Source organism: Streptomyces sp. TP-A0356, assembly GCF_001417775.1.
Classification (GTDB): domain Bacteria; phylum Actinomycetota; class Actinomycetes; order Streptomycetales; family Streptomycetaceae; genus Streptomyces.
On sequence record NZ_BBZJ01000017.1, the window covers coordinates 154,532 to 175,794 of the forward strand.

The window sequence follows — 21,263 nt, forward strand, 5'->3', positions numbered from 1 at the left end:
ATGTCGCAGAGGTGTCAACGAACAGGCGCAAGATACTGCAGAGTTGACCAGGCATATTCGGACATATCAGGTCGTCAGGATCCTAGATGAGATATCCGCGTTACCTAACAGGTAACTATCGCCGAGAGATGGCAGCCAGCTCCCTCGCCAGCCGCCGCACCGCGTTCTCGGGCGTCTCGTGCCCGGTCAGCGCGTCATGGACGACCGCCTGCACCGCCAGGCTGACCTGGTCGTAGCGCGGGCTCTTGGGACGCGGGGCGGCCGCGAGGACGCTCGCGCGCAGGGTCGGCAGATAGGGGAACTCCCGTACCAGCTCGGGGTCGTCGTAGAGCGCGGCGCGCACGGGCGGCAGCGCGCCACGGGTGAGGACCTGGCGCTGGACGCGCTCGCTGGTGAGGTACGCGATCAGGCGCGCGGCCGACTCGGGGTGGCGCGCATGGGTGTTGACCGCCAGGTTGGAACCGCCGAGGACGCTGGTCCCCGGCCCGTTCGGCCCCGGCAGCGGTACGGCACCGACCTCTCCGGCCACCTTGGATCCCTTGGCGGAGGCGACGACGTACGCGTACGGCCAGTTGCGCAGGAAGAGCAGCCGGCCGTCCTGGAAGGCCTGTTTGGACTCCTCCTCCTTGTACGTCAGCGCCTTCGCGGGGATCCAGCCCTCGCGCACGCCGCGGGCGAGGAACCCGATGCCCTCACGGGCCGCGGCCGAGTTCACGGTGACGCGCTCGCCCTCGTCCCCGAGGATCGTGCCGCCCGCCGAGTACACCGCCTCGGCCGCGTTGACGGTGAGACCCTCGTACGGCAGGAACTGGCCCGCGTAACCGTCGAGTCCGTACTTCGGGGCGATGGCCTTCGCGTCCCGCTCCAGTTCGGCCCAGGTGCGCGGGGGCCGGATGCCCTCCTTGGCGAGGATGTCCTTGCGGTACAGGAGCAGGCCCGCGTTGGTGACGTACGGCACCGCGTACAGCCGTCCGTCGTAGGTGGCCGTGTCGACGACCGGTGGCAGGAAGCTCTTGAGCGGGAAGCGGTCGCGCGGCAGCGGGCGGATCCAGCCGGCCGCCGCGAACTGGGAGGTCCAGGCGACGTCGATGTTGAGGACGTCGAACCTGCTGCGGTCGCCGCCGCGCAGGTCGGTGGTCATCTGGGCGTGGGTCTCGTCGGCGGAGTCCGGGAGTTCGACGAGGGTGACCTTCTCACCGGGGTGGGTGCGGTTCCAGCCCTCCAGGAGCGGGCCGAGGTAGCCGGTCAGGTCACCGGCGGTTGCCAGGGTGAGCGGCCCACGGCCGGCCACGCCCACGGCCGCGTCGTCGGCGCGGGCGCCCGAGGCGACATAGCCGGTCAGCACCACGACAAGGACGAGGAGGCCCCTACCTGCGGCATGTATCCACCGCATAGGTTCCTCCCTGTACACCGGGCACCGGGCACCGTCGCCCGGGGTCAGAGGCCATGTATACCTGTTAGGTATGGGCGATACTAGGGCCTGGAGCACAGTACGAGGACCCGAGGAGGACAGCACGAGTGCGCCTGCCCCTCCTGGCACTCCTCGCGCGCGGCCCGGCCCACGGCTACGAGCTCAAGCAGGACCTTGAGCAACTGCTGGGCTCCGCGTACCCTCAGCCGAACGTCGGCCAGGTCTACGTGACCCTCGGCCGCCTTGAGAAGTCCGGACTGATCGAGGGCGAGGAGGTCGAGCAGTCCAGCCGGCCCAACAAGAAGATCTACCACCTCACCGAGGCCGGGCGGGAGGCGCTGCGCGCCTGGTACGAGGAGACCGAGGACGAGCCGCGGGTTCGGGACGAGTTCTTCATGAAGCTCGCGCTCGCCCCGCAGACCGGGCTCGCCGACCAGATCGCCCTGATCAACAAGCAGCGGCGCCAGTACCTCAACACCATGCGCAGCCTGTCGAAACTGGCCGCCGCCGAAGACCGTGACAACCGAATGGCCCATCTGCTGATCGAGGGCGCGATGCTGCATCTGCAGGCCGACCTCGACTGGCTGGAGCGGTGCCAGGAGGAACTGGAGGAGCCGGAGTGAACGACCGCCCCACTCCTCTGCTGCGGGCCGAGGGCCTGGTCAAGACCCACCACGGCGAGGGCGCGCCCGCCCATGCCGTGCGCGGGGTCGACCTGCGCGTGACGCGAGGCGAGTTCGTGGCCGTCACCGGCCCGTCCGGCGCCGGGAAGTCGACCCTGCTCCATCTGCTGGGCGGGCTGCAGCGACCGGACGACGGCAGCATCTGGCTGGACGGCGAGCGCACCGACTCCTACACCGAGGCGCGCTGGGCCGTGGAGCGCCGAAAGCGCATCGGGATCGTCTTCCAGTTCTTCAACCTGGTCTCCAACCTGTCGGTCGCGGACAACGTCGAGCTGCCCGCGCTGCTCGCCGGCCGCTCGCCGAAGCAGGCGCGGGCCGAGCGGGAGGAACTGCTGGCCGAACTGGGCCTCGCGGGCAAGGAGCGGAGCATGCCGAGCCAGCTGTCCGGCGGTGAGCAGCAGCGGGTCGCGCTGGCCCGGGCCCTGGTCAACCATCCGCCGCTGCTGCTCGCCGACGAGCCCGCGGGCAGCCTCGACAGCAAGGGCACCCGCGAGGTGATGCGGCTGCTGTCCCGCTTCCACCAGCGCGGCCAGACCATCCTGCTGGTCACCCATGACGCCCGGCTGGCGAGCGCCGCCGACCGGGTGATCAGCTTCTTCGACGGCCGGATCGTCGACGACGCGGAGCTGGACGGCACCTCGCCCGGCCGGGCGGGGATCTCCGGCGTGCTGGAACTGAAGGACTGATCCGCGGTGTACGAACGTCCGAGCGGGACCCCGTACGCCCCGCCCGAGCCGAGAGGCTGAGGCGGTGCGGGCCACCTTGCGCTGGGCGCACTCCGATCTGCGGACGCATCGCGGCGAGGCGCTGTTCATCGTGCTCGCCACCGCCGGCATCGTCGCCTCGCTCCTGCTGGCCACGGCGCTCTTCGGGTACGCGACCAACCCCTGGCAGCGGGTCTTCACCCAGGCGCACGGCGCGCACGTGTGGATCCACACCGACCGCAGCGCCGACGCGGCCAAGCTGGCCCGGCTGGACGGAGTCGAGTCCGTCGCCGGCCCCTACCCCACCGAGTCCGCGACCCTCGCCTCCCGGGGCACCCGCGCCTCCGTCGAGCTGCGCGGCACCGCCGGCCTCCCCTCCGTCGGCCGGCCGATCCTGGCCTCCGGCCACTGGCTGGATCCGCGGGACCCGGGGGGCGTGGTGCTGGAGAGCCGGCTCGCCCGCGCTCTGCTGGCCGAACCCGGGGACACCCTGACCCTGGCCGGCGCGGCCCGGACGCTGACCGTCGTGGGCATCGCCGACAGCGCCGAACCCCGCTACCGCCCGGGCGAACAGCCCGGGCTCGTCTGGGCACTGCCGTCCGCCGTGCGCGACTCCGGCGGCCAGGTCACCGGACTGCGCCTGACCGACCCCGGTGACACGGACTACGCCGTCCAGCGCGCCGTCACCGTGCTGGGTGCCGGCGCGGTCAGCGAGGTCTCGACCTGGCAGCAGGCGCGGGCCGAGGCGCAGGGCGACAACCGGCTGCTGGGCCAGGTGCTGGGCCTGTTCGGGCTGGGGGCGCTCGTCGCCGCCGGGTTCGCCGTGCACGGGGCGATCGGCACCCGCATCCGCGGGCATCTGAGGGACATATCGGTCCTGAAGGCGATCGGCTTCACGCCCGGCCAGGTCGTCCGGATCTTCCTGCTCCAGCATGTGGCCTACGCCCTGCTGGGCGCGGTGGCCGCGGCGGCGCTCACCCAGGGGCTGGGCAGCAGGATCCCCGGGCGCCTCGGGGACGCGGTCGGCGTCTGGCAGGGGCTGCCCGGGCACACCGTGGCACTGTTCGCGGTGCCGGTGGGCGCCGTGCTGTTCATCGCCGCCACCACCGGGCTCGCGGCCTGGCGGGCGGGACGGGTGCCCCCGGTACCGGTACCCCGGCCCGCGGCATCGCCGTCCGGCCGGCTCTCGGGCGCGGCGCGCGGGGCCCTCGGCCTTCGGCTGCCGCCCGCGCTGGTCCTCGGCTGGCACAAGGCGTTCACGCGCCGCCCCCGGTCGCTGGCCGCGGTCGCCCGGCTGGCGCTGCCTCTGCTGCTGATGGTGGTGGCGATGAGCGCATGGACCACCATCGACCGCTTCCACAGCAGACCGGAGCAGGTGGGCCTCGCCGCCGCCCTCACCGTCCGCCCCGACGGGGGCCTCGGCGAGGAGGCGGCCCGCTCCCTGCTGGAGAGAAGTCCGCGGGTCGCCGCCGCCTACCCGGGCGTGGAGGTCGCGGCCCTCGTTCCGGGCCAGACGGCCACGATCGCCCTGCGCGGTCTGGGCACCCGCCAGGACCCGTACCCCTACGCCATTGCCGAGGGCCGGCCCGCGCGGGGCCCCGACGAGGCGGTCGCCGGGCAGGGGCTGCTCGACCTGCTGGACGTGCGCGTCGGGGACTGGGTGCGGATGACGGTGGGCGACCAGCCGCAGATCCTGCACATCGTGGGCCGCAGCATCGAACCGGAGAACGCCGGCCGGGTCATCTCCACCTCGCTCGACACGCTCCGCGAGAACGACCCACGGCTGCGGCCCACCCTCTATCAGCTCCGTCTGCGCCCCGGAGCCGACCCGCACCAGGTCGCCGGCGAGCTGGCCGCGGCCGCCCGCGGGCACCTGGACGTGCACCCCGTGACGAATCCGGCGGACGGGCTCTCGCCGTTGCGCGGAGTCGTTGCCGGGTTGATCGCCGTCCTCGCCCTCATCGGACTCATCGAACTGCTGACCGCGATCGGCGGCACGGTCCGCGAGGACGAGCGGGATCTGCTGGCGCTGAAGGCGATCGGCCTGTCCCCGCGGCAGATCACCGCGATCACCGTCACCGCCACGGCCTGCACCGCGCTGGCCGCGGTCTGCGTCGGCACGGCGCTGGGCATCCCCCTGGCCCACTGGCTGATCGACGCCCAGGGCCGCTCCAGCGGTATGGGCGCCGGGCTTGCCCAGGGCCCCTCGCCGGCCCTTCTGGTGCTGTTCGGGGCCGCGGCCGTGCTGGGCGCCGCCGCCCTCGCCGCCGTGCCCGCGGCCCGGGCGGCCCGCCGCCGACTCGCGGACACCCTGAGCGCGGTGGCCTGAGCGGGAAGCCGCCGCGGGCCGGCGGGTGTGGGGGCCGTAGGGGCCGCCCCTGGCCGCACGGCGCCGGATCCGTCGCGTGTACGTCGGGGACCAGCGCGGGGTACGCGGTGAGCCGTATGCCACAGCCGTGCCCTGGACGGGAAGGGAGTGGCCGCGCGGCGGCCATCCCTTCCCGTCCGGCAGCCGCTAACGGCCCTGCAGCTCGCGGTACTTGGCGACCAGGGCCTTGGTCGACCCGTCCAGACCCTCCACCTCGGCTCCCTCGGTGAGCGCGGGCTCCACGCGCTTGGCGAGGACCTTGCCGAGCTCGACACCCCACTGGTCGAAGGAGTCGATGTTCCAGATCGCTCCCTGCACGAACACCTTGTGCTCGTAGAGGGCGACGAGCTGGCCGAGGACCGAGGGGGTGACTTCCTTGCCGAGGATCGTGGTGGTCGGGCGGTTGCCCTTGAACGTCTTGTGCGGCACCAGCTCCTCCGGCACACCCTCCGCGCGCACCTCGTCGGCGGTCTTGCCGAAGGCCAGCGCCTGGGTCTGGGCGAAGAAGTTCGCCATCAGCAGGTCGTGCTGGGCCTTCAGCTCGTCGCTGAGCTCGGCGACCGGATTCGCGAAGCCGAGGAAGTCGGCCGGGATCAGCTTGGTGCCCTGGTGGATGAGCTGGAAGTAGGCGTGCTGGCCGTTGGTGCCCGGGGTGCCCCACACGATCGGCCCGGTCTGCCACTCGACCTCGCGGCCGTCGCGGTCGACGGACTTGCCGTTGGACTCCATGTCGAGCTGCTGCAGGTAGGAGGTGAACTTGGACAGGTAGTGCGAGTACGGGAGGACGGCGTGCGTCTGCGCGTCGTGGAAGTTGCCGTACCAGATGCCCAGCAGGCCGAGCAGCAGCGGCACGTTGGACTCGGCGGGCGCGGTGCGGAAGTGCTCGTCCACCAGGTGGAAGCCGTCGAGCATCTCGCGGAAGCGGTCCGGCCCGATGGCGATCATCAGGGACAGGCCGATCGCCGAGTCGTACGAGTAGCGACCGCCGACCCAGTCCCAGAACTCGAACATGTTGGCGGTGTCGATGCCGAACTCCGCCACCTTCTCGGCGTTGGTCGAGACGGCCACGAAGTGCTTGGCCACGGCCTCCTGACCGGCGTTCAGCCCGGTCAGCAGCCACTTGCGGGCCGAGGTCGCGTTGGTGATCGTCTCGATCGTGGTGAACGTCTTGGAGGCGACGATGAACAGCGTCTCGGCCGCGTCCAGGTCGCGGGTGGCCTCGTGCAGATCGGCGCCGTCCACGTTCGACACGAAGCGGACCGTCAGATCGCGGTCCGTGTAGGCGCGCAGCGCCTCGTACGCCATCGCCGGTCCGAGGTCGGAGCCGCCGATGCCGATGTTGATCACATTCTTGATGCGCTTGCCGGTGTGCCCGGTCCACTCGCCCGAGCGGACGCGCTCGGTGAAGGCGGCCATCTTGTCCAGGACGGCGTGCACCTTGGGGACGACGTTCTCCCCGTCGACCTCGATCACCGCGTCGCGCGGGGCGCGCAGCGCGACGTGCAGGACCGCGCGGTTCTCGGTGGTGTTGATCTTCTCACCGCGGAACATGGCGTCCCTGAGGCCGAACACGTCCCGCGCGGCGGCCAGCTCGCGCAGCAGCCGCAGCGTCTCGTCGGTGACCAGGTGCTTGGAGTAGTCGATGTGCAGGTCACCGGCCTGCAGCGTGTATCCGCTGCCGCGCCCGGGGTCCGCCGCGAACAGGTCGCGCAGGTGCACCTCGCCGAGCTCCTCGCGGTGCTTGGCCAGCGCGGTCCACTCGGGCGTCTGGTTGAGCCTGGTACGGCTGTCTGCGTTCATCTCGGACTTCAGCCTTCTTCCTTGCCTGTGCTGCTGCGTACCTCGCCCCGCTGCGGGTCCCAACCTAATTGATCAGGGCGTGGGGTGAGCTCTCGTCACGCCGTCGTCCGGCACAACAACAGGTACGTCCGGCTTACGGGCGGGTATCAACGAGATGACGGCGAGCCCGAAGAGCGCGGCGGCCAGCAGCGCGGGCCCGTTCAGCCCGTACGTCCGTGCCACGGCTCCACCGAGCAGGGCACCGAGCGGGGCTCCGGATGTCGAGGCCGTGCGGAAGGCGGAGGCGATGCGGCCCAGCATCGCCTCGGGGCTGCGGTGCTGCATCAGTGTGGTCTGATGGACGTTCCACACCATGCCCATGGCGCCGAGCAGCAGCAACGCGATCAGCAGGGCGCCCAGGTGGCGGACGGTCCCCATGAACAGCAGCGACGCCGTCTGGACGCTTCCGGCAAGGAGCAGCGCGCCGAGGCGTCCGGTGCGGCGGGCGATCCGCTGGGCGGCGAAGCCGCCGACCAGGCTGCCGGCCGAGTACGCCGTCATCGCCACGGCGTACTGTGCGGTGCCCGCGTGCAGCCAGCGCGTCACGTGCAGCACCAGCGTCGCGATCAGGGCGCCCATGCCGATGTTGCACAACAGGGTGGCCCCGCAGACCGCTCGCAGCGCCCGGTCGCGCCACAGGGCGCCCATCCCTTCGCCGATCTCGGCCCTCAGGGTGCTGCCGGACGGGCGCGGCTCCCGCGCGGGCGGCCGTGTCCGCAGGGAGGCCACCAGGGCGGCGGCCAGGAGATAGGTGCCGGCGTCGGCCGCGAACGGCGTGAAGGCCCCGGCCGTCAGCAGCAGTGGCACGAACGGGCCCGCCAGCAGGCCGCCCGCGATCTGCTGGCCGGTCATCAGCCGGGCGTTGGCACTGCCCAGCGCCGCACGGTCCACCAGAGAGGGCAGCAGGGCCGTCGAGGCGTTGTCGAAGAGCGTCTGGAGGGTGGTGAGCGAGAAGGCGAGCGCAAGCAGAAGCGGGACCGAGGTGTGCCCGAGCCCGACGGCGAGCGCGAAGCACGCGACGAGCAGACCGCGCACGGTGTCGACGGCCCACATCGCCCGCCGCTGGTCCACACGGTCCGCCAGGGCCCCTCCGAGCAACCCGAACAGCAGCCAGGGCACATAGCCGCAGGCGGTGACGGAGGCGACGAGGAGCGGTTCGTCCGTGAGGCGTACGGCGAGCAGGGGCAGCGCGGCCGTGCGCAGCGCGTCCCCGAAGCGGGAGACCACGGCAGCGGTCCACAGCCGCCCGAACCCCCCGCGCCACGCGGGCCGCCGTACGACGTCCGCCACGTCGATCGCTGCCATCGTCCCCCCTCACGATTCGTCGATGCACAAACCGTAAAGGGCACCACTGACAACGGGGCTGACCAGGGGAAATGGCGAGCCCGGCGCGGGCGGCCAGGCCAGTGCGCCGCGGATTTGGGGTGGCGGCGGGGGAGCCGTGCGATGGCGCGGCAGCGGGCCGTTCACCGCGGCGGCTTGCTGCCGGGACTGCCAGACCGCATGAGGGCACGGCTCTGCGCCGCTCACCGGGCATCCACAGCCGTACGCCGTGGCAAACACGTCCGCCAGGCGCCCGAAGACACCCGGTTCGGACTCAACTTCTAGATTTCGCCCCGCAGTTTGGCGAGCGCCTCGGCGAGGATCGCCTCGCCGTCCGCGTCGCTGCGCCGCTCCCTGACGTACGCGAGGTGCGTCTTGTAGGGCTCGGTACGCGGCGGGTCCGGCGGGTTGTCCCGGTCCTGTCCGGCCGGAAAGCCGCAGCGCGGGCAGTCCCAGGTGTCGGGAACCTGCGCGTCGCTGGCGAAGCTCGGCTGCGTCTCGTGCCCGTTGGAGCACCAGAAGGAGACGCGCAGACGCGGCGCGGACTCGCCGCGCTCGGCCTCGCCCATCGGCCCCGCCCCGACCCGGCTTCCTCGGATCGCGTTGCCACTTGCCACGGTCGTAACTCCCTGCGTGATGGTGCCGCGAAGCGAGTCGGCGTTTCGCTTCGCTGCGAGCGCCTCAGTCTACGTAAGGCCCAACGCGCGTCCAGTGATGGGAGTTACCCCCGCCCCCAGACGCAAGCCCCATGATAGGCCGCGTCCGAAGACGCGTACCGAACATGGGGCGTTACGTGCTCAATGTGCGGTCTGCACCGGTTGCGCCCGACGCTAGTGGTTGGCCTTCATCAGGATGCCGAGCACCACGATGCACGCGAACCACAGCAGACCGATCACGATGGTGATCCGGTCGAGGTTGCGCTCGGCGACCGAGGAGCCACCGACGGAGGACTGCATGCCGCCACCGAACATGTCGGAGAGGCCGCCGCCCTTCCCCTTGTGCATCAGCACCAGCAGCATCAGCAGCAGGCTGAAGACGATCAGGGCGATCGAGAACCCCAAAACCACGGCTGGACCAACTTCCTCGGATTCGGATGGACGACGGGGGCCGGTGACCACGCGGCGCAGCCGCGTATCGACCACCAGCCCCCGCAAGGGTACGACGGATCGCCCCTACCGCATACTCGCGACGCTTCGGACCGCCCGGGGAGCGCGGCTCACTGCTCCCGGAATCGGACGATCTTGACGAACTCGTCGGCGTCCAGCGAAGCACCGCCGACCAGGGCGCCGTCGATGTCCGGCTTCGCCATGATCTCCGCGACATTGCCGGACTTCACCGAGCCGCCGTACTGGATGCGGACCTGGTCGGCCACCTCCTGGGAGTACAGTTCGGCGATCTTGCCGCGGATCGCCGAACAGACCTCCTGGGCGTCGTCGGAACCGCAGACCTTGCCGGTGCCGATGGCCCAGACGGGCTCGTACGCGATCACGATCGACTCGACCTGCTCGGCCGGCAGGTCCTTCAGACCGCCCTCGACCTGCGCGAGCGTGTGCGTGACGTGATCGCCCGCCTCACGGACGTCCAGCTCCTCGCCGACGCACAGGATCGGGGTCAGACCGTGCTTGAAGGCGGCCTTGGCCTTGGCGTTCACCAGCTCGTCGGTCTCGCAGTGGTACTGGCGGCGCTCGGAGTGGCCGATCACCGCATAGCTGCACTTCAGCTTGGCCAGCATCGAGGCGGAGATCTCGCCGGTGTAGGCACCGGAGTCGTGCGCCGAGACGTCCTGGGCGCCGTACTTGATCTTGAGCTTGTCGCCGTCGACCAGGGTCTGCACGGAGCGCAGGTCGGTGAAGGGCGGCAGGACGGCGACCTCGACGGCCTCGTAGTCCTTGTCCGCGAGGGCGAAGGCGAGCTTCTGGACGTGCGCGATGGCCTCGAGGTGGTTGAGGTTCATCTTCCAGTTGCCCGCCATCAGCGGCGTGCGCGTGCTCATCTAGGGTCAGTCCTCCAGTGCGGCGAGTCCGGGGAGCGTCTTGCCCTCAAGGTATTCGAGGGAGGCGCCGCCACCGGTCGAGATGTGGCCGAATGCCGACTCGTCGAAGCCCAGCTGGCGCACGGCCGCGGCGGAGTCGCCGCCGCCGACGACCGTGAAGGCCGGGGAGTCGATCAGGGCCTGGGCGATCGCCCTGGTGCCCTCGGCGTAGTCGGGGTGCTCGAAGACGCCCATGGGGCCGTTCCAGAAGACGGTGGCCGCGTCGGCGAGCTTCGAGGCGTACAGCTTGCGGGTCTCCGGGCCGATGTCCAGGCCCTCCTGGTCGGCCGGGATCGCATCCGCGGCAACGACCGTCGGATGGGCCGGGGCCTTGGTCTTCAGGTCCGGGAATTCGGGCGCGACCAGCGTGTCGACGGGCAGCACCAGCTCGACGCCGGTCTTCTCGGCGCGCTCGATGTACTCCTGGACGGCCGGGATCTGGTCCTCCTGCAGGAGGGACTTGCCGATCTCGTAACCCTTGGCCTTGAGGAAGGTGTAGGCCATGCCGCCGCCGATGAGCAGACGGTCGGCCTTGCCGAGCAGCTGGTCGATGACGGCCAGCTTGTCGGAGACCTTGGCGCCGCCCAGTACGACGACGTACGGCCGCTTGACGTCCTCGGTGAGCTTCTTCAGGACGCCGACCTCGGTGGCGATGAGGTAGCCGGCGTAGTGCGGCAGACGGGCCGGGAGGTCGTACACGGAGGCGTGCTTGCGGTGGACCGCGCCGAAGCCGTCGCCCACGTACACGTCGGCGAGGGCGGCGAGCTGGTCGGCGAACTCGCCGCGCTCGGTGTCGTCCTTGGAGGTCTCGCCGGGGTTGAAGCGCAGGTTCTCGATGACCGCGACCTGGCCGGGCTGGAGGGCGTCGACCGCGCCGTGGGCAGCGGGGCCGACGGTGTCCTGGGCGAACGCCACGGGCGCGCCGAGGAGTTCACCGAGGCGCTCGGCGGCGGGCCGCAGGGAGAAGGCAGGGTCCGGGGCGCCCTTGGGGCGGCCCAGGTGGGAGGCGACGACCACCTTGGCGCCCGCCTCGGTGAGGGCCTCGATGGTGGGCAGGACGGCGCGGATTCGGCCGTCGTCGGTGATCACACCGTCGGCCAGCGGCACGTTGAGGTCGGCGCGGACGAAGACCCGCTTGCCGTCCACGCCTTCGGAGAGCAGTTCGTCGATCGTCTTCATAAGGGGCTCCTGAGAAGGGCTCTTGATCGTAGGAGGGCTGATCGATCTGCACGCGAGCCGGCCCCGCGGTGAGCGGGTCGGCTCGCTGTACGTGAGTCAGGGCTCGAACAGCGCGACCGTGCGCTGCCCGAGCCCTGCTCTCACATCGAGGTGCCTGCTTCGGCGATCAGAGCTGGTTGCCGACGAAGACCGTCAGGTCGACGAGGCGGTTGGAGTAGCCCCACTCGTTGTCGTACCAGCCGATGACCTTCACGTTCTTGCCCTCCTGGACCATGGTCAGGGAGGAGTCGAAGGTGCAGGACGCCGGGGCGTGCACGATGTCGGAGGAGACGATCTGGTCCTCGGTGTAGTCGAGGAGACCCTTGAGCTCGCCCTCGGAGGCCTTCTGGAAGGCGGCGTTGACCTCTTCCTTGGTGACCTCGCGGCCGAGCTCCACGACCAGGTCGGTGACCGAGCCGGTCGGGACCGGGACGCGCATGGCGATGCCGTCCAGCTTGCCCTTGAGCTGGGGCAGGACCAGGGCGGTGGCCTTCGCGGCACCGGTGGTGGTCGGAATGATGTTCTCGGCGGCGGCACGGGCGCGGCGCAGGTCCTTGTGCGGGAAGTCCAGGATGCGCTGGTCGTTCGTGTACGCGTGCACCGTCGTCATCAGACCCTTGACGATGCCGAAGTTCTCGTCGAGGACCTTCGCCATCGGCGCCACACAGTTGGTGGTGCAGGAGGCGTTGGAGATGACGTGGTGGTTCGCCGCGTCGTACTTGTCGTGGTTGACGCCCATCACGATCGTGATGTCCTCGTCCTTGGCCGGGGCCGAGATGAGGACCTTCTTCGCGCCGCCCTCGAGGTGCTTCGCGGCGTCCGCGCGCTTGGTGAAGATGCCGGTGGACTCGATGACGACGTCGACGCCCAGCTCGCCCCACGGGATGTCGGCCGGGTTGCGCTCGGACAGCACCTTGATGGTGTGGCCGTCGACGCTGATCGTGTCGGCGGTGTGGGAGACCTCCTGCTTGAGGCGGCCCAGGATGGTGTCGTACTTCAGCAGGTGAGCGGTGGTCGCGGTGTCACCCAGGTCGTTGACAGCCACGATCTCGATGTCTGCACCCTGCTCCAGCAGCGCGCGGAAGTAGTTACGACCGATGCGGCCAAAGCCGTTGATGCCTACGCGGATCGTCACGAACCGATCTCCTCGTTGGTACGCCGGTTTCGACGCCGGCGAGCTGTATGGGATGTCCCCGACCGCCTACGACCCTACCCCCCGCAGGCCGCCGGAGTGACATCGAGATGCCTCATACACGGCAGCGCGGTCCGTACCCGCCAGTAGGGGTACGGACCGCCCTGGCACGAAGGCCCGGTCACTCCTTTCGGTGATACGTGACCAACTGCCATTGACCGCGCAGGATCACCCGCGGAGTGCGGCCAGTGCCTTGTTGAGCAGTGCCGTCCGGTCGGCCGCCGATGTGACGTGTTCCAGGCCGAAGCCCAGCAGCACGGTGCGGTCCGTGGTCACCGCTCCGTATGTCCTGAACAGTGCCCCGGTGCGGGCCCAGTCCTTGAGGACGGCCGGGCTGCCCGGCGGCGGCCCGGCCACGCTCCAGGCGCCGAGGGACGCCTCGAAGCCCTCGGTCCCGGTGGGCGTACCGGCGACGACGAGCGAGGCGTCGTCGGCGAGGACGCCGTGGCCGCCGCTGCCCGAGTCGGTGATGTAGCTCAGCGAGACCTCGACCGTCTTCCCGGCGTAGGCGCTCAGGTCGAAGTTCACCTGCCGCCAGCCGTCCGAGGAGCCGGTCAGGCTGTGCCATGTGCCGGTGGTGCCGGTCGCGGCGCAGCCGCTCGCCGCCACGGTCAGATAGTGCTTGAGCCAGGGGTGCTCCCCCACGAGGAACCCGGCCGGGCAGTCGGTCGGCACGGCGTCGCTGGTGGCGCCGCCTGCCTCCGGCAGTGTCGTCCAGTCGTCGGCCCCGGTGGTGTGGACCTCGACCACGGCGTGGTCATAGCCCGTCTCGGTGTCCCACAGCAGCTGGGTGCGCAGGGTGGGCTTGTCGGCCGCGCTCACCTTGGTGAGGTCGACGGTGCGGGTGAGACGCTTGTACGCGTCGTCGGTGTGGACGGCGGCGGCCATGTACGAGCCCGCGTACGGCGCGTAGGGACTGGCGGTGCCGGCGAACCGGCCCGCCCCGGCACTCGCGAACTGGGGGTACTTGCCGACCGGCAGTTCGTCGGAGGTGACGCCGTACGTGCCCGCCTTGTCCAGCGGGTTGCCGGGCGCGGCGCCCAGCGGCCCCGTGAAGCCGGCCAGCCTGCCTGAGCCGCTGAAGGCGGTGGCCCCCGGGGTCGAGGTACGCGAGTAGGCGCCCAGGTAGTACTGGCTGAAGTCGTCGGAGAGGGTGCCGCCGCCGAGGTCGACCGCGCCACCGGCCTGCTCGCCCGCCTCGATCAGCCTGCCGCCCTCGTTGAGGAAGGCGCGCAGCTGCAGCTGGGTGGCGTTGCCCGGGACGCTCGCGCCCGTGTAGTGGACGACCGTCCTGAAGTGGCCGAGCACGCCGAGCGCGTCGGGCGCGCCCTGGGTGGCGACGTCCCAGACGATCGCCTTGCGGCCGCCGGCCCTCAGGGCGTCGACGTACGTCTGGGCCTGGGTGGCCTTGGCGCCCTCCTCGGCGACCACCAGGATGTCGGCCCCGGGCCGCTGGGCCACGGTGTAGGTGAAGTGCGGGCCAGAGGTCTTCCCGCCGCTCTTCGCCCTCCCGGTGAACCAGACCTCGACCTTGTCGCCCGGGTGACCGCCGCGCACCGTGGCCCGGTACTCGTCGAAGTAGCGGTTGTCGCCGCCGCCGTACGTCCGGCCGCCCTTCCAGGGCCTGAGTGCCCGCTCCTGGACGCGGCCTCCGTTGACGCGGTACTTGAGCTCCTTGTCGCGCACCGACTTCCGGGCGACGACCGAGACCTCCTGGTCGCCGCCGCGCGCGTAGGACGTGGAGAAGGCGGCCGGGGTGAAGTCCGGCGCCTCGATACCGACCGAGGAGGAGGGCCGGTCGGGGTGGGACGCCGTCTCCGCGACGGAGAGTGCGAACGGGATGTTCTTCTCAAACTCCTGCTCGATCAGCTTCTCGTCGTCCGGGAAGTTGAAGACCGACCGGCAGTCGGCCGCGTTCCAGGCGTCGTTGGGGTCGATGTTCGACGCGGTCTGGCAGGTCGACATCTCGGGAGTGAACATCGCCATGCCGTTGACGTTCGACGCGTGGCCGTCCGCCTCGCCGTTCGTGGTGTACAGCTCCGAGGAGACCTGTGAGCGGTAGCCGGGGATGGCCGGCTTGTCCGGGGTGCCGGCGAGCGCCTTGTAGAGGACGTCGTCCGGGGTCGGTGTGGCCACCTGCCAGCCGACGCCGTAGAGGAGCAGCTGGGCGGCGGAGTGGTAGTTGACGCCGTACGTGAACCCGATGCGCTTCTCGAAGGAGTCGAGCGCCCGTGTCTCGGGCTCGGACTCGGGGCGTGCGCCGCGGTAGGTCTCGCTGGTGGGGTTGGGGGAGGAACCCTCGTCGTCGTAGCCCCACTTGTAGGCGAAGTTGCGGTTGAGGTCGACGCCGTCGCCGATGCCGATGACGCCGTCGCCGTTGACGTCCCGCAGGTTCTTGCGCCACAGACGGGTGCCGGGGCCCTTGAAGGTGTAGTCGTAGCCGTCGGGGTTGGCCGAGATGACGAACCACAGCTCGGTGGAGTCGACGATCTTCTTGACCCGCTTGTCCGTGGCGTAGTGGTCCAGGTAGTAGTGCATCAGCCGGCGGGTCATCTCCGGTGTGATCCACTCACGCGCGTGCTGGTTGGACAGATACAGCACGGAGGGCTTGGAGCCGTCCCCGGACTTCTTCGCGTTCCCGGTCAGTTTGAGCGCGAGGATGTCCTGGCCGCCCACGGTCCTGCCGATGGAGACGACCTTGGTGAGGTCCGGGTGGGTCCGGCCCGTCCTGACGATCTCCTCCTTGAGACCGCCCGTGCCGCTGTAGGGGCGGAACACTCCTTGGGCGGCGTCCTCGGCCCGTGCCTCCGCCTTGGCGGAAACGGTGTGCTCTGTGAGGGTGACGCCCTGCTTCTCCAGCTGCTCGGCCTGTCGTGCGGTGAGGTAGACCTCGACGGTGGACTTGCCGTTCCCGGTCACCTGCTCGCCGAGTTCGTGGCCGTCCTGCCCGGCCTTGAGCAACAGGGGTATCTGCTTCTGGGTGACGTCGGCGCGGAAGACTCTCACCTCGTCCGGGTCGGACTGCGAGGAACCTCCGGTCTGTGCCTGGGCGATGGGTGCGAGGCCCGCTCCGCCGAGCAGGAGCGCGCCGACAGCGAGGATCGATCTCGCTCTGTGTCTCATGAAGCCCCCTAGCCGTGGTTCGCCCCAGCGGCGAGCCGTTGCCAGGCTCATGACAATTCATGATCGAGTCAAGGGCGCCTCAAGGACAGACAAACGCCGGTGTCGCGCCTCGTGGGGGCGTCGGCACCGGCGTCATGAGCCTCGCTGGGTCACCCCGCCATGTTGTCCGCCATCTCCTCGGTGAGGTTGGACTCCGTGCCCGGGATCCCGAGGTCCGCGGCGCGCTTGTCGGCCATCGCCAGCAGACGGCGGATACGGCCGGCGACCGCGTCCTTGGTCAGCGGCGGGTCGGCGAGGGCGCCCAGCTCCTCCAGGGAGGCCTGCTTGTGCTCCATGCGCAGACGGCCCGCGGCGGCGAGGTGCTCGGGGACCTCCTCTCCGAGGATCTCCAGCGCACGGGCGACCCGCGCACCGGCGGCGACGGCGGCGCGGGCCGAGCGGCGCAGGTTGGCATCGTCGAAGTTGGCGAGACGGTTGGCCGTGGCACGGACCTCGCGCCGCATCCGGCGCTCCTCCCACGCCAGCACGGACTCGTGCGCACCGAGGCGGGTGAGCAGCGCGCCGATCGCGTCGCCGTCCCGGACGACCACGCGGTCCACGCCCCGTACCTCGCGGGCCTTCGCGGCGATCGACAGGCGGCGGGCGGCGCCGACCAGGGCGAGCGCGGCCTCGGGACCGGGGCAGGTCACCTCCAGGGACGACGAGCGGCCGGGCTCCGTCAGCGAACCATGTGCCAGGAAGGCGCCGCGCCAGGCCGCCTCCGCGTCGCAGGTGGCCCCCGAGACCACCTGCGGAGGAAGCCCGCGGATCGGTCGGCCACGGCCGTCGACGAGACCGGTCTGGCGCGCCAGCTGGTCACCACCCGCGACCACGCGCACCACGTAGCGCGAGCCGCGGCGCAGACCGCCGGGCGCCATCACGATGAGTTCGGAGCTGTGGCCGAAGATCTCCAGGATGTCCCGCTTCAGACGCCGGGCCGCCATCGCCGTGTCCAGCTCCGCCTCGATCACGATGCGACCGCTGACCAGGTGGAGTCCGCCCGCAAACCGCAGGATCGCCGAGACCTCCGCCTTTCTGCAGCAGGTCCGGGTGACGGGAAGCCGGGAGATCTCATCCTTCACCGCTGCCGTCATCGCCATGGGCCGATCCTTCCATGCATCCGAAAAATACGGTCGTACGCGGCGGCCAACAGCTCCGGGTCGTGCCGCGGGGACCCGTCGGTACGGGCCACCGGCGCCAGCTCGACCGCGGCCCCGAACCGCTTCGCGGCCTCGTTCAGCGAGGCGCGGTCGGGCACGGCGGCCTGGTCGGCCAGCACCACGTCCAGGGCGAGTTTAGGGGCGTGTCGTCCCAAAACCTCCAAATGACGCTGCGGGGAGAAGCCCTCGGTTTCTCCGGGCTGCGGGGCGAGGTTCAGGGAGAGCACCCGGCGCGCCTTCGTCTCCGTGAGGGCGTCCAGGAGCTCGGGCACGAGCAGGTGCGGGATCACCGAGGAGAACCAGGAGCCCGGCCCCAGGACCACCCAGTCGGCGTCCAGCACCGCGGCGACGGCCTCGGGGACGGCGGGCGGGTCCGGCGGCACGAGGTGTACGGACTGCACCTCGCCCGGGGTGAGGGCGACGGTCGCCTGCCCCCGTACGGTGCCGACCTCGTCCGGACGCTCCGGGTCGTGTCCCTTGACCAGGGCCTGGAGCTCCAGGGGCACGGCTGACATGGGCAGGACGCGCCCGTGCGCGCCCAGGAGCCTGCCGACCAGGTCGAGCGCCTGGACGTGGTCGCCGAGCTGCTCCCAGAGCGCGACGATCAGCAGGTTGCCGACCGCGTGTTCGTGCAGGTCGCCCTTCGACTGGAAGCGGTGCTGGATGACGCGGGCCCAGGTCTGGCCCCAGTCGTCGTCGCCGCACAGCGCGGCAAGCGCCTTGCGCAGGTCTCCGGGCGGGAGCACACCCAGCTCGTCGCGGAGCCGGCCGCTGGAGCCGCCGTCGTCGGCGACGGTGACGACGGCGGTGAGGTCGCCGGTGATCCGGCGCAGCGCGGCGAGCGAGGCGGACAGGCCCATGCCGCCGCCGAGTGCGACCACCTTGGGCTGGGCACCACGGCGGCGCGCCCGGCCGCCACGGACCTCGGCAGGTGTGCCCCCGCGTCCTTCGGGCACCACCCGGCGCAGCCTGCTCAGCCGCAGAGCACGTCCAGTCACTCGCGCCCCATGTCCCGGTGCACCACCACGGTCTCCACTCCCTCGGCCGCCAGGCGGGCGGCGAGCTTCTCGGACACGGCGACGGAGCGGTGCTTGCCGCCCGTGCAGCCGATGGCGATGGTCACATAGCGCTTGCCCTCGCGGCGGTACCCGGCGGCGATGAGCCGCAGCAGCTCGGCGTACCGGTCCAGGAACTCCTTGGCGCCGGGCTGGTTGAAGACGTACGCGGCCACCTCCTCGTTGATCCCGGTGTACGGGCGCAGCTCCGGGACCCAGTGCGGGTTGGGCAGGAAGCGCATGTCCGCGACCAGGTCGGCGTCGACCGGGAGGCCGTACTTGAAGCCGAAGGACATGACGGTGGCCCGCAGTTCGGGCTCCTCCTCGCCGGCGAACTGGGCGTCCATCTTGGCGCGCAGTTCGTGCACGTTGAGGCTTGAGGTGTCGATGACGAGGTCGGCGTCGCCGCGCAGCTCGCGCAGCAGCTCCCGCTCGGCGGCGATGCCGTCGACGATGCGGCCGTCGCCCTGGAGGGGGTGGGGACGGCGGACGGACTCGAAACGGCGTACCAGGGCCTCGTCGGAGGACTCCAGGAAGACGATCCGCCGGGTGACGTTCTTCGCCTCCAGGTCCGCCAGGGACTCACGGAGGTTGTCGAAGAAGCGCCTGCCGCGGACGTCGACGACGACCGCGATCCGGGCGACGTTGCCCTGGGAGCGGGCGCCCAGTTCCACCATGGTGGGGATCAGCGCGGGCGGCAGGTTGTCGACGACGAACCAGCCGAGGTCCTCCAGACACTTGGCGGCCGTCGAGCGGCCGGCGCCGGACATGCCGGAGATGATCACCAGCTCGGGGATGGCCGCTTCGGGGACCCCGGCTGTTTCGATGCCCGTACTCACCTGTGCTCCGTTTTCCTGGACCGCCTGCTGCCGCGCCAGATCATCGCCCGCCTCCTTGTGGGCGGCCTGGCCCTGCGCTGGGCGCTCTTCCGCGCGCTGTTCGTGCTCGGTCATGTCTCCTGCCCCCGTCGGTCGTCCGGGACGCCCGCGGACACGGGATCCCCGGGGGAACCCACCGTCGTCTCGGGTTCCTCCTCTTCCATGATCTCTCCAGTCGCCGTGTTCACGGCGGGTGCGGCCGGGGCCGCCTGGGCGAGGGCCACGGCGATCGTCTCGGCCGTCTTGCGGCCGATGCCGGGAACCTCCTGAATCTGGTCGATCGTCGCGGATCGCAGCTTCTTCACCGAGCCGAAGTGCTTGATCAGCGCCTGCTTGCGGGTATCGCCGAGTCCTGGCACGTCGTCCAGGGGGCTCGCCCTCAGACGCTTGCCCCGCTTGGCGCGCTGATAGGTGATCGCGAAGCGGTGCGCCTCGTCCCGGACGCGCTGGAGCAGATAGAGGCCCTCGCTGGTGCGAGGCAGCACCACCGGGTCCTCCTCGTCCGGCAGCCAGACCTCCTCCAGACGCTTGGCGAGACCGCACACGGCGATGTCGTCGATGCCGAGCTCGTCCAGGGCCCTCTTGGCCGCCGCGACCTGCGGCTGCCCGCCGTCGACCACGACGAGCTGCGGCGGGTAGGCGAAGCGCCTGGGCCGCCCGTCGTCCTCCGTCAGGGCGTCACCGTCGGCCCACTCCCCCGTCTGCTCCTTCTCGGCGAGGTAGCGCCTGAAGCGGCGGGTGATCACCTCGTGCATGGACCGGACGTCGTCCTGGCCCGCGAAGCCCTTGATCTGGAAGCGGCGGTACTCGCTCTTGCGCTGCAGCCCGTCCTCGAAGACGACCATGGAGGCCACCACGTCCTCGCCCTGGAGGTGCGAGATGTCGTAGCACTCGATCCTGAGCGGGGCGCTGTCCAGGTCGAGGGCCCCGGCGATCTCCTCCAGGGCACGCGAGCGGGTGGTGAGGTCGGAGGCGCGCTTGGTCTTGTGAAGTGCGAGCGCCTGCTGGGCGTTGCGCTGCACCGTCTCCATGAGTGCCTTCTTGTCGCCGCGCTGCGGGATGCGCAGCGACACGTTGGACCCACGACGGCCGGTGAGCCACTCCTGGACGGGCTCTATGGGGTCGGGCAGCGCCGGGACGAGAACCTCCTTGGGCACTGAGTCGCCGGTCTCCTCGCCGTAGAGCTGCTGGAGGGCGTGCTCGACGAGGGCGCCCGTGGTGACGTCCTCCACCTTGTCGGTGACCCAGCCGCGCTGGCCGCGCACCCGTCCGCCGCGCACGTGGAAGATCTGCACGGCTGCCTCCAGCTCGTCCTCCGCGACGGCGATGAGGTCGGCGTCGGTCGCGTCGGTGAGCACGACCGCGTTCTTCTCCATGGCCTTCCTCAGGGCCTCGATGTCGTCGCGCAGCCGGGCGGCCCGCTCGTACTCCATGTCGTCGGCCGCCTCCATCATCTGCTTCTCGAGACGGCGGAGGTACGTCCCCGTGCGGCCGGCCATGAAGTCGCAGAACTCCTCGGCCAGTTCCCGGTGGTCCTCGGGAGAGATCCGGGCGACGCAGGGCGCGGAGCACTTGCCGATGTAGCCGAGCAGGCAGGGGCGGCCGGTGCGCTCGGCGTTCCTGAAGACGCCGGCCGAGCAGGTGCGCACGGGGAAGACACGCAGCAGCAGGTCCACCGTGTCACGGATCGCCCACGCGTGCCCGTAGGGCCCGAAGTACCGCACGCCCTTGCGCTTCTGGCCGCGCATCACCTGCACACGGGGGAACTCCTCGTTCATCGTCACCGCGAGGTACGGGTAGCTCTTGTCGTCGCGGTACTTGACGTTGAACCGGGGGTCGAACTCCTTGATCCAGGTGTACTCCAGCTGCAGGGCCTCGACCTCGGTGGACACGACGGTCCACTCCACGGACGCCGCCGTGGTGACCATGGTGCGGGTGCGCGGGTGGAGGCTCGCCAGGTCCTGGAAGTAGTTCGCCAGGCGCTGGCGCAGGCTCTTCGCCTTTCCGACGTAGATCACCCGGCGATGCTCGTCCCGGAACCTGTAGACCCCGGGGGAGTCCGGGATCTCTCCCGGCCTGGGGCGGTAGCTGGAGGGGTCGGCCATGTCTCACACCCTACTGGCGGCCACCGACACCGTGGCGCCCCTGTGGACAAGGGCCGACGTGACGCGGGGGACGGGTGATGCGCGGGCCCCGGGCGACGTCAGACGTGCCGCCGGTACCCCTCAGGGTGCGCCC

At 70.8% G+C, this 21,263-nt stretch carries 16 protein-coding genes; 3 read left to right on the forward strand and 13 right to left on the reverse strand.

The window, feature by feature from the left end:
* Positions 1–115: 115 nt before the first annotated feature.
* The gene (locus ASC56_RS13800; protein WP_055491660.1) at positions 116–1,393 is read right to left on the reverse strand and encodes an ABC transporter substrate-binding protein; all 1,278 of its coding nucleotides are present in this window, start codon (positions 1,391–1,393) and stop codon (positions 116–118) included.
* Between the two features lie 125 nt (positions 1,394–1,518).
* On the opposite strand from ASC56_RS13800, the gene ASC56_RS13805 reads away from it, so the two are divergent.
* The 3 genes from ASC56_RS13805 to ASC56_RS13815 all read left to right on the forward strand — a co-directional run bounded on the left by ASC56_RS13805 (position 1,519) and on the right by ASC56_RS13815 (position 5,127).
* Positions 1,519–2,034, forward strand: coding sequence for a PadR family transcriptional regulator (locus tag ASC56_RS13805; protein WP_055491661.1), 516 nt, complete (start codon positions 1,519–1,521; stop codon positions 2,032–2,034).
* Positions 2,031–2,780 (forward strand): ABC transporter ATP-binding protein, encoded by a 750-nt coding sequence (locus ASC56_RS13810; protein ID WP_055491662.1) that lies wholly within the window; start codon positions 2,031–2,033, stop codon positions 2,778–2,780. Before ASC56_RS13805 ends, ASC56_RS13810 begins: the two co-directional genes overlap by 4 nt.
* Positions 2,781–2,844: 64 nt before the next feature.
* Positions 2,845–5,127, forward strand: coding sequence for an FtsX-like permease family protein (locus ASC56_RS13815; RefSeq protein WP_055491663.1), 2,283 nt, complete (start codon positions 2,845–2,847; stop codon positions 5,125–5,127).
* 186 nt (positions 5,128–5,313) lie between these two features.
* Here the strand turns inward: ASC56_RS13815 and pgi are convergent, their stop codons facing one another.
* From pgi to uvrC, 12 genes are all read right to left on the reverse strand, one after another.
* Positions 5,314–6,966, reverse strand: a complete 1,653-nt coding sequence (pgi, locus tag ASC56_RS13820; protein ID WP_055491664.1) for a glucose-6-phosphate isomerase — start codon at positions 6,964–6,966, stop codon at positions 5,314–5,316.
* 72 nt (positions 6,967–7,038) lie between these two features.
* Entirely contained in the window at positions 7,039–8,310 is a 1,272-nt protein-coding gene (locus ASC56_RS13825; RefSeq protein ID WP_079102489.1) for an MFS transporter, read from the reverse strand.
* A 299-nt stretch (positions 8,311–8,609) separates the two neighbouring features.
* Positions 8,610–8,945 carry an RNA polymerase-binding protein RbpA gene (locus tag ASC56_RS13830; protein ID WP_078066843.1) on the reverse strand — a complete coding sequence of 112 codons (336 nt, stop codon included), beginning with the start codon at positions 8,943–8,945 and terminating at the stop codon, positions 8,610–8,612.
* Between the two features lie 213 nt (positions 8,946–9,158).
* On the reverse strand, positions 9,159–9,395 hold the full coding sequence (secG, locus tag ASC56_RS13835) for a preprotein translocase subunit SecG (protein ID WP_107309249.1): 237 nt from the start codon (positions 9,393–9,395) through the stop codon (positions 9,159–9,161).
* A gap of 149 nt (positions 9,396–9,544) precedes the next feature.
* Positions 9,545–10,321 carry a triose-phosphate isomerase gene (gene tpiA / locus ASC56_RS13840; RefSeq protein ID WP_055491666.1) on the reverse strand — a complete coding sequence of 259 codons (777 nt, stop codon included), beginning with the start codon at positions 10,319–10,321 and terminating at the stop codon, positions 9,545–9,547.
* Between the two features lie 6 nt (positions 10,322–10,327).
* Complete coding sequence (gene pgk, locus ASC56_RS13845) at positions 10,328–11,539, reverse strand: phosphoglycerate kinase (protein ID WP_055491667.1); 1,212 nt, start codon at positions 11,537–11,539, stop codon at positions 10,328–10,330.
* Between the two features lie 166 nt (positions 11,540–11,705).
* On the reverse strand, positions 11,706–12,713 hold the full coding sequence (gene gap, locus ASC56_RS13850; RefSeq protein ID WP_055491668.1) for a type I glyceraldehyde-3-phosphate dehydrogenase: 1,008 nt from the start codon (positions 12,711–12,713) through the stop codon (positions 11,706–11,708).
* Between the two features lie 225 nt (positions 12,714–12,938).
* Complete coding sequence (locus ASC56_RS13855; protein WP_055491669.1) at positions 12,939–15,893, reverse strand: M14 family metallopeptidase; 2,955 nt, start codon at positions 15,891–15,893, stop codon at positions 12,939–12,941.
* 149 nt (positions 15,894–16,042) lie between these two features.
* Positions 16,043–17,032, reverse strand: coding sequence for a DNA-binding protein WhiA (whiA, locus tag ASC56_RS13860; RefSeq protein WP_055491670.1), 990 nt, complete (start codon positions 17,030–17,032; stop codon positions 16,043–16,045).
* Positions 17,023–18,090: a uridine diphosphate-N-acetylglucosamine-binding protein YvcK gene (gene yvcK / locus ASC56_RS13865; RefSeq protein ID WP_055491671.1), complete on the reverse strand. Its 1,068-nt coding sequence runs from the start codon at positions 18,088–18,090 to the stop codon at positions 17,023–17,025. The genes whiA and yvcK overlap by 10 nt, the downstream gene beginning before the upstream one ends.
* The gene (gene rapZ, locus ASC56_RS13870) at positions 18,087–19,100 is read right to left on the reverse strand and encodes an RNase adapter RapZ (protein ID WP_055491672.1); all 1,014 of its coding nucleotides are present in this window, start codon (positions 19,098–19,100) and stop codon (positions 18,087–18,089) included. Before rapZ ends, yvcK begins: the two co-directional genes overlap by 4 nt.
* Positions 19,097–21,130: an excinuclease ABC subunit UvrC gene (gene uvrC / locus ASC56_RS13875; RefSeq protein WP_055491673.1), complete on the reverse strand. Its 2,034-nt coding sequence runs from the start codon at positions 21,128–21,130 to the stop codon at positions 19,097–19,099. The genes rapZ and uvrC overlap by 4 nt, the downstream gene beginning before the upstream one ends.
* Positions 21,131–21,263 lie beyond the last annotated feature (133 nt).

Bases quoted from the DNA above. Each gene is read 5' to 3' on its own strand.
- ASC56_RS13855 (WP_055491669.1), bottom strand. From the start codon at position 15,893: ATGAGACACAGAGCGAGATCGATCCTCGCTGTCGGCGCGCTCCTGCTC.
- ASC56_RS13825 (WP_079102489.1), bottom strand. From the start codon at position 8,310: ATGGCAGCGATCGACGTGGCGGACGTCGTACGGCGGCCCGCGTGGCGC.
- pgi (WP_055491664.1), bottom strand. From the start codon at position 6,966: ATGAACGCAGACAGCCGTACCAGGCTCAACCAGACGCCCGAGTGGACC.
- whiA (WP_055491670.1), bottom strand. From the start codon at position 17,032: ATGGCGATGACGGCAGCGGTGAAGGATGAGATCTCCCGGCTTCCCGTC.
- tpiA (WP_055491666.1), bottom strand. From the start codon at position 10,321: ATGAGCACGCGCACGCCGCTGATGGCGGGCAACTGGAAGATGAACCTC.
- uvrC (WP_055491673.1), bottom strand. From the start codon at position 21,130: ATGGCCGACCCCTCCAGCTACCGCCCCAGGCCGGGAGAGATCCCGGAC.
- rapZ (WP_055491672.1), bottom strand. From the start codon at position 19,100: ATGACCGAGCACGAACAGCGCGCGGAAGAGCGCCCAGCGCAGGGCCAG.
- pgk (WP_055491667.1), bottom strand. From the start codon at position 11,539: ATGAAGACGATCGACGAACTGCTCTCCGAAGGCGTGGACGGCAAGCGG.
- ASC56_RS13800 (WP_055491660.1), bottom strand. From the start codon at position 1,393: ATGCGGTGGATACATGCCGCAGGTAGGGGCCTCCTCGTCCTTGTCGTG.